General features: G+C 69.8%; 6 protein-coding genes. 2 read left to right on the top strand and 4 right to left on the bottom strand.

Annotation, left to right across the window (positions count from 1 at the left end; translation table 11 throughout):
- Both VNE60_11835 and VNE60_11830 read left to right on the top strand, forming a co-directional pair.
- On the top strand, positions 1 to 1,304 hold a 1,304-nt coding region (locus tag VNE60_11835; protein ID HVB32210.1), incomplete at its 5' end, for a hemolysin family protein.
- A 35-nt stretch (positions 1,305 to 1,339) separates the two neighbouring features.
- A complete protein-coding gene (locus VNE60_11830) occupies positions 1,340 to 1,930 on the top strand; it encodes a hypothetical protein (GenBank protein ID HVB32209.1) in 591 nt (196 codons plus the stop codon).
- A gap of 78 nt (positions 1,931 to 2,008) precedes the next feature.
- Here the strand turns inward: VNE60_11830 and pdxA are convergent, their stop codons facing one another.
- The 4 genes from pdxA to VNE60_11810 all read right to left on the bottom strand — a co-directional run.
- Complete coding sequence (gene pdxA, locus VNE60_11825; GenBank protein HVB32208.1) at positions 2,009 to 2,908, bottom strand: 4-hydroxythreonine-4-phosphate dehydrogenase PdxA; 900 nt, start codon at positions 2,906 to 2,908, stop codon at positions 2,009 to 2,011.
- Between the two features lie 4 nt (positions 2,909 to 2,912).
- Positions 2,913 to 4,304 (bottom strand): peptidylprolyl isomerase, encoded by a 1,392-nt coding sequence (locus VNE60_11820; protein HVB32207.1) that lies wholly within the window; start codon positions 4,302 to 4,304, stop codon positions 2,913 to 2,915.
- A 59-nt stretch (positions 4,305 to 4,363) separates the two neighbouring features.
- Positions 4,364 to 5,830, bottom strand: coding sequence for a peptidylprolyl isomerase (locus VNE60_11815; protein HVB32206.1), 1,467 nt, complete (start codon positions 5,828 to 5,830; stop codon positions 4,364 to 4,366).
- A gap of 37 nt (positions 5,831 to 5,867) precedes the next feature.
- Positions 5,868 to 7,073: TRCF domain-containing protein (locus VNE60_11810; GenBank protein ID HVB32205.1), on the bottom strand; the 1,206-nt coding region annotated here is incomplete at its 5' end.

The raw sequence follows: 7,073 nt of genomic DNA, 5'->3' as shown, positions 1-7,073 counted from the left end.
TCCTGAACGGCTTCTTCGTGGCCGCGGAATTCGCCCTCGTGCGTTCCCGGCGATCCCGGCTCGAAGCCATGGCTCGGCGCGGCAACTGGACGGCCCGGCTGGCGCTCCGCGCCGCCAAGAACCTGCCCCGCATCCTGTCGGCCACGCAGATCGGCGTGACGGTGGCGAGCCTGGCCATCGGCGCGCTGGCCGAGGACACGCTGGGGCCGTCGCTGGCGGCGTGGCTGGGGGGGGCGGGGATGCCGGTGGTGTTGGACGTAGCCGTGCGGCTGGCCATCGGGGCGTCGGTGGCGCTGGTGGCGGTGAGCTACCTGCACGTGGTGTTCGGCGAGCTGGTGCCGCGCGGCGCGGCGCTGGCGCATCCCGAGGAGATGGCGGCCTGGCTCGCCCCGCCGCTCATGGCGTTCGTGTGGCTCACGGCCCCGTTCTCCTGGCTGCTCAACCGGTCGGCGCAGTTCACGCTGCGCCTGCTGGGGCAGGAGATCCCCAGGGGCGAGGAGAACGTGCACTCGGCCGAGGAGCTGCGGATCCTGGTGGAGCAGAGCCAGGAGGGGGGCATGCTGCTGCCGCAGGATGCCCACCTGATCGAGGGGGTATTCGAGTTCTCCGAAAAGAACGCCCGCGAGGTGATGACGCCGCGCACCGAGATCGACGCGCTGCCGGTGGAGGCCACGCTCGAGGACACGCTGGCGCTGGTGGCGGAGTCGCACCGTTCGCGCTATCCGGTGTACGAGGAGAGCATCGACAACGTGGTGGGGCTGTTGCTGGCCAAGGACCTGCTGCCCGTGCTGCACCACCCGCCGGCCGGGTTCTCGCTGCGCGCCGTGATGCGTCCCGTGCACGTGGTGCCCGGATCGCGCGAGGTGGAGGAGGTGCTGGCCGATTTCAAGAAGCTCAACGAGCACATGGCGATCGTGCTCGACGAGTACGGCGGCACGGCCGGCGTGGTGACGATGGAGGATCTGCTGGAGGAGATCGTGGGCGAGATCCGGGACGAGTACGACGAGCCGCCGGCGCCGGAAGCGCTGACGGCGGGCGACGTGACGCTGGTGCCGGGCGCGATGAACATCGACGAGTTCAACGAGCGGTTCGCGCTGGCCGTCTCGGAGGCCGACTACACGACCATCGGCGGCTATGTGTTCGGCGCGCTGGGGCGGCTGCCGGTGGTGGGCGACCGGGTGACGGCGGGCGGCGCCACGTTCACGGTGAAGGCGTTGGACGGCCGGCGCATCGAGACGCTGGCGGTGAAGGTGCCGGGCACCGGAGAGCAGCGGGCTCCCGCGGAGGGCGCGGCCGCGGTATAGTACATTGGGAATGTGAGCCGAGGAGGGTATCGCTCATGAACCGTGCATTGTTCGCCTGTTGCGTGCTCGTGTGCGCGAGCGCCTGTGGCCTGGTGGGCCCTCGGCATGCCCCGAGCATCGCCGGCACGTACCAGCTGGTGTCCGTGGACGGACAGTCGGTGCCCTGTTGCACGCGCACCGATACCGCCAGCGGGGCCCGCACCACGCCGCTGAGCGGCCAGTTGAGCCTCGGATCGGCGACGCCGGAAGCGTTCGTGGCCGTGCCGGCGGGGATGTACATGCCCTCGTCGTGCGTATACACGATTCCAAATGGCGCACGCATGCACGGCGACACCGTCTTCACGCCGGACGGCACCTGGTACCTGCTGGCGCCGTGCGGCCGGGGCACGTACGCGATGACGCTGACCGAACGGGTGGATTCCGCGGGCCGGACGGACACCGTGGCGGTGAACTCCTCGGGGCGCTACTCCTGGAGCAACACTGGCTCGGCGGTCTACCTCGTGGGGAGCATGTCGGGATCGCTCACCGGCACCGGCAGCGGCACCCAGATGATGCTGCAGCAGACGCACTTCGGGGATCAGCCGTCGCAGGATTTCCCGCAGTACGAGTTCGCCATCCGGCCGTAGGCGCGGCCGTGGCCGGCAGGCAAGGAACGGGGGGCGGGGTAGCTTCGCTTCCGTCCTACCGTCGTACGTCCTACTCCCCTACCCCCCTACCGTCCTACTCTCCAATCGCGCCGCGATCCACGCCGCTAGTTCCACGGCCGCGACCATACTCGACGGGTCCGCTTTCCCCATTCGCGCAATATCCATCGCCGTCCCGTGATCCGGACTGGTTCGCGGAAAGGGCAGCCCCAGGGTCACGTTCACGGCGCTGCCGAACGAGGCCACCTTGATCGCCGTCATCCCCACGTCGTGATAAGGCGCGATCACGGCGTCGAACTCGCCGCGCAGGGCGCGCACGAACACGGTGTCGGCCGGGAACGGGCCGGCCAGTCCGGCGGCCCGCGCCGCGGGCATAAGGATTCGCTCATCTTCGTGGCCGAACCGCCCGCCGTCGCCGGCGTGGGGGTTGAGCGCGCAGAGCGCGATGCGCGGCTGGGCGATGCCGAACCAGTCCTGCAGGCCGGCGCGGGTGACGGCGGCGGCCGACGCGATGGCCTGCGGGGTCACGGCGTCGGGCACGTCGCGCAGCGCGATGTGCGTGGTGGCCAGCACCACGCGCAGCCGGTCGGAGGCGAGCATCATGGCCACGCGGGCGCCGGTGAGCGCGGCGAGCATTTCCGTATGACCGGGATAGTCGTAGCCGCCGGCGAGGAGCGCCGCCTTGTCGATGGGCGCGGTGACGATGCCCTGGACGTCGCCCGACCGGGCGAGCTGCACGGCCCGCTCGATGGCGAGACCGGCCAGGCGGCCGGCGTTGGCGGCCGACTGGCGCGGCGCCCACTGCCCCACCGCGTGCTGCACGGCCACGCCGGTGCCGGCGGGCCCCACGATCACCAGGTCGGCGGCCCGCGCCACGCGCTCATCGGCCCCGAGCGCGGCGACGATCTCCGGCCCGATGCCGCGCGGGTCGCCGAGCGTGACGGCGAGGCGCGGACGCACGCGGCTATCCGCCGCCGGCGGGCGGCGCGGCGGGCGGAGGCGGCGTGGTGGCCAGCGCGCTCTTCTTGATCTCCACGAACGTCTCCTTGCGCAGGCCGTCCAGATAGCGGCGGATGGCGGCGCTCTGTTCCAGGTTGGAGCGCACCTGGCCGCGCACGTCGGCCAGCGTCATCGCGCCGCCCGGTTCCGACGACTCGATGCGCGCCACCACGAACTTGGGCACGCCCGGGTTCTGCGGGTTGGCGATGGTGAACACCACGGCGTCGCCCGCCTTGAGCCCGGCGAACGCGTCCTGGTACTTCTGCGGCAGCGAATCGAACGGGTACGGCGTGAGCAGCGAGGTCTCCTCGCGGCTGGCGTAGTCGTGGTACTTCTTGGCCAGCGTATCGAAGGGCACGCCGGCCAGCCACATCTTCTTGACCGAATCGGCCAGCCGGCCGGCCCTGGCGATGTCGGCCGAGTCGATGACGGGACGGATGAGGATGTGGCGCGCCTTGCGCTCGGGGCCGTTCACGCGGTCCACGCGCAGGATGTGGTAGCCGAACGGCGTCTCGAACACCGGGCTCAACTGGCCGGGCTGCAGCGCGAACAGCCACTGCTCGAAGGTGGGCACCAGTCCGCTGCCGCGGCGGTTCCAGCCCAGATCGCCGCCCACTTCGCGCGTGGTGGAGTCGGCGGACTCGCGCTTGGCGATGCGGGCAAAGTCGCCGCCGTCCTGGAGCTCCTTGAGCAGCGCCTCGGCCTTGTCGTACGCCACCTTCTTGGCGGCGGCCGACGGCTGGGGCGCGATCACGATCTGCCGCCACGTGAAGGTGGCCGGCCGCTTGGGCAGGCTGCCCTTCATGGCGTTGAACGCCGCCTGCACTTCTTCCTCGCTCACCGACACGGGCAGGATCTTGCCGTCCTGCTTGAGCTTGGCCACCGCTTCCTGCTGCAGTTGCTGGGTGCGCAGGTTGTCCATCAGGAACTGGCGGTATTCGTCGGGCGTGCCCAGGCCGGCCTTGGCGAGTTCGGTACGGAACTCCGCCTCGTTGGGAAAGCTCTGGCGAATGCTCGCGATGCGCGCGTCCACGTTGGGCGCGAGCAGCGAATCGGGGATGTCGAGCTTGAGCTGCTTGGCCTTGTCGAGCAGCAGGTGCTGGTCGATCAGGCCGTTGATGATGTTGATCTGGAAGTTCACCCAGCCGGCGGAGTCGGTGGGCAGCTTGTAGGTGGGATCCTGCTGCTGGCGCCGCACGATCTCTTCCTGCACGTCCGACTCGGTGATCGGCACGTTGCCCACCACGGCCACGACCCGGTCGAGCTGGACGGGTTTGGGAGCTTCCTGCGCGGCGGCGGCATGCGGCACCGCCGCGAGCGCGGCCAGCGCGAGCACGAGCGCGATCGACTTTCTCATGGTCATAAGATACCCACGCCACGCCGCCGGGTTCACCCGGCGGCGCGTGCGGGTGCTGATTACGGCTTCTTGACCGGCGGAGCGGCCGGCGCGGGCGTCGGAACCGGCGAACCGGGCAGCGGCACCTGCGACTTGGGCTGATTGGCGGCCTTGGTCGAGTCATCCGTGGCGCGCAGGGTACGCGCGAGTTCGGTGGCGCGATCGAGTCCGGCCGCATTCACCTTCCAATCGTACTTGCTCTCGAGCAACACCTTGAGCGGCGTGGGAATGGGCACCGGCTGCGCCTTGCCGGCCATGATGTTGTCCATCAGGGCTTCCACGCGGGCCGACGCCAACTTCTGGCGGTCGCCGGTGGACTTGGCGCTGTCGGCGAGCGACTTGGGATCGATGCCCAACGCCTGCCAGCTCAGCGACACCACCTTGGCAAAGTCGCTGTACAGGCCGGCCTGTTCCTCGGGGGTGAGCGTGACCTTCATGCTGTCCGCCTTCTGGAGCAGCACCTCGTTGGTGGCCAGGTTGTGCAGGAAGCCCTTGATGAGCGAATCGGGCGCCGTCTGGAGCTGCTGCGGAATGCGCTGCTGCTGCGGGAACCCGTCCAGCCACACGAGGAACCGGGCCACGGTGAACTTGCCGCCGTTGAACGTGGCGAGGACCGCGTCGTCCTTGCGGTGCGCCGCGGGGTCGAGCGCCGCGGCCTTGGCGGCCACCACCGCGCCGTCCTTGACCTGGATGTTGGCCTGCGAGTCGACCTTGGCGAGGTAGGCCTTCTCGGCCTCGCCGCCCACCAGCTGCGCGAACTGCGCGTCATACGCCGTCTTGGCCTCGGCGTAGGTGAGCCGCTGCACGATGTGGTAGCCGTACTGCGACTGCACGAGCTGCGAGATCTGGCCGGGCTTGAGGGCGGCCACGGCGTTGGCGAACTCGGGGACCATCTTGGTCTTGAGGAAGGGGCCGAGGTCGCCGCCCTGGGCCGCCGAGCCGTCGGAGCTGTACTTCTTGGCCAGGTCGGCGAAGGTCTTGTCGTTCACCTGCGGGAGGATGCTGGCGGCGCGCTTGCGCACCGAGTCCTTCTGCTTGGACGTGGCGCCCGGGGGGAACGGGAAGAGGATGTGGCGCGCCGAGTACACGTCGTCGAGGCCGGAGTTGTAGCCGGCTTCGGTGGCGGAGTCCTTGACCAGCATCTTGTCGATCGCGTCCTGCATGTGGCGCAGGAGCATCTGCGTGGTGAAGCTCTTGGTGGCGGCGTCGATCTCCTTTTTGTCGGTGAGCGAGTCGCCCTTGGCGGCGGCTTCACCGAGGAGCTGGTAGTCCACCCAGAGGCCGGCGACGATCTCCGACACCTCGCGATTGGGCGGGATCTGCAGCTTGGCGTGCCCCACGAGGTTGCCGAGGCGGGTCACGGACAGCTCCTGGGAGCCGGCGGTTGCCACGACGTTCGTGTGGGCGGTGAATGCTTCCTTGAGGCCTGCACAGGCGGTGACCGCCACGCCGGCGGCGGCGAGCGCCAACAGGGACCGAATTCTCATCTGACTCATGCTCCGGGGAAAGAAGGGCGGACGACCGTCACACCAGGCTGCGCATGGCGCGCGCCAGACCGTCGAGGATGGACGCTCCGCCCAACCGCGTGAGCTTGAGGGAGAGCGGACGCGCGCGACGGACTTCCGCCTGGAACTGCACTTCGTGGAACGCCGCGGACAGCCCCTTCATGCGGGGGACCGCAGAATCATGAAAGGTAATACGCGCTTCGTCGCCGCGCACCAGGATGCTCTCCACGCCCAGCGCGCCGCCCGACAGGCGGAGTTCGGCCAGCGCCAGCGTGGCCGCGGCGGGGGGCGGAAGGGGACCAAACCGGTCGCGCATCTCGTCCCGGAGCGCCTCGAGGTCGCCCACCGAGTCCAGCTTGGAGATCCGGCGGTAGATGTCCAGCTTGGCGTCGGGCGAGGCCACGTAGTCGTCGGGCAGGTGGTGCGGCACGTCCATGTTGACGTCGGCCAGGACGAGCTTGGGGGCGGCGTCGCCCGAGACCAGGTGATGCACCGTCTCGTCGAGCAGCCGCAGGTACAGGTCGAACCCCACCGCCTGCACGAACCCCGACTGCTCGGGGCCCAGCAGGTTGCCGGCGCCGCGCATCTCCATGTCGCGGAGCGCGATCCGGTAGCCGGCGCCCAGTTCGGTGTGGTGCTCCAGCACGCGCAGCCGGCGCTCGGCGTCCAGGTCCATGATGTCGGGCACGAGCAGGTAGCAGTGGGCGCGCCGGTGCGACCGGCCCACGCGTCCGCGCAGCTGGTAGAGCTGCGCCAGCCCGAAGTGATCGGCGCGGTTCACGAACATCGTGTTGGCGTTGGGCACGTCGAGGCCGCTCTCCACGATCATCGTGGACACCAGCACGTCCACGGCGCCGCTCACGAACCGGTGCATGACCTCTTCGAGCGCGCGCTCGGGCATCTGGCCGTGGGCCACGGCGATGCGGGCCCGCGGGGCCACGCGCTGCACGTGGTCGGCCACGCCCACGATGGTCTCGATGCGATTGTGGACGAAGAACACCTGGCCGCCGCGATCGAGTTCGCGGGCGATGGCCTCCTCGATGAGCGCGTCGTCCCAGGGTTCGAGCGAGGTGAGCACCGGCGAGCGGTCGCGGGGCGGCGTCTGCATGAGCGTCATGTCGCGCAGGCCGGCCAGCGACATGTGCAGCGTGCGCGGGATGGGCGTGGCGGTGAGCGTGAGCACGTCCGTCTCCAGACGCAGCTGCTTGAGCCGCTCCTTGTGCTT

It is taken from the genome of Gemmatimonadaceae bacterium, from assembly GCA_035533755.1.
Lineage (GTDB): Bacteria > Gemmatimonadota > Gemmatimonadetes > Gemmatimonadales > Gemmatimonadaceae > JAGWRI01.
Note: the sequence above shows the minus strand (reverse complement) of the source record. Positions and strands in the feature narration are given on the sequence as shown.

Excerpts from the sequence above, each read along its gene's own strand:
- VNE60_11830 (HVB32209.1), top strand. The coding sequence starts at position 1,340 with ATGAACCGTGCATTGTTCGCCTGTTGCGTGCTCGTGTGCGCGAGCGCC.
- VNE60_11820 (HVB32207.1), bottom strand. The coding sequence starts at position 4,304 with ATGAGAAAGTCGATCGCGCTCGTGCTCGCGCTGGCCGCGCTCGCGGCG.
- VNE60_11815 (HVB32206.1), bottom strand. The coding sequence starts at position 5,830 with ATGAGAATTCGGTCCCTGTTGGCGCTCGCCGCCGCCGGCGTGGCGGTC.